The sequence below is a fragment of the Cupriavidus sp. CP313 genome, assembly GCF_054072015.1.
Window position 1 is genome coordinate 1 of sequence record NZ_JBSVZB010000089.1, and the last position, 973, is coordinate 973.

Sequence of the window (973 nt, forward strand, 5' to 3'; positions counted from 1 at the left end):
TCATGCTGTGTTTGAGTGGTCGTCCTCATTAACACAACGTGCGAGTATCAAGAAATCGTTCCTGGCTTGCGCATACGCCAAATACCTTCAGACCCGTGCTGTCGACGACGAGATGCAGCGACTCATCGGCGCGCTGTACCGGCAGCACCACCTCCAGTTCTTGCGCGCGGCGACTCAGTGTCGGGTAATTCGGCACAAGCAATTCAGCCAAGGCGAGCCTGCGAACGCTGTGAGCAAAGCGCTGAAGAGCGCGCAGCGGCAGACGAAACACCTGCTTGAGTCCGAGCAGCATCTGAATCACGGCGTCCGAGTAGACGCGTGGCCGGCCACGATTGAGCGATCCAGCCTCGGGCTCCTGCTTCAGCGCGCTCCTGTCGGTCCATATCGTCACGTCACCTCTGGCGATCAGCCCGGCGTTGTATGCCGACCAGTTCCTGACGCGATAGACCCCCTTGGGCTCACGCGTCTTGTGCTCGTCCTTGCGCATCTTCTCGCACGATAAAGTCGAGAATCTACGCAGGTCCACGCAAAGTTTACAGGGGCGCCTCCATGACTGTTGTGCGTAAACGTCATTCGGCTCGCCGCGCGGCACCAGGAGTTATGCAACAACGCCACTCGCCGCAGCGAGTCTGCCATACGTGTTGCGGCCTTCCGAAAAAATCCTGTATGGAGTGATTTCATGGGTGCCTCCATCGAATCACATAATCTGGGAACGCGCTGTCCAGGAATGTTGACCGGAGATATCAGCTCTCTGGTCGGGTGGGGAGTTGTAGCTACCGTTCGCCTACAGACGGATTCGGAACTACTGGTAATCGAGCCGGAGGGCATGCGAGCCCTCGTGATCGCAGAGGCAGACCTTAGCGAGATCATCATGCGGGCGTTCTGGAGCGGCCCCCTGAATCGCCGGACACAGTCCCCCACTTACAATAGCGGGTAGGCATACGACTGTGTTTATGACTAAAACGAAGCAGGA

At 57.9% G+C, this 973-nt stretch carries 1 pseudogene; it reads right to left on the reverse strand.

The features are described from left to right. Window positions 1-76: 76 nt before the first annotated feature. Window positions 77-487, reverse strand: a pseudogene (locus ACW4E8_RS40995) (transposase); the annotation flags it as partial. Window positions 488-973: the final 486 nt, after the last annotated feature.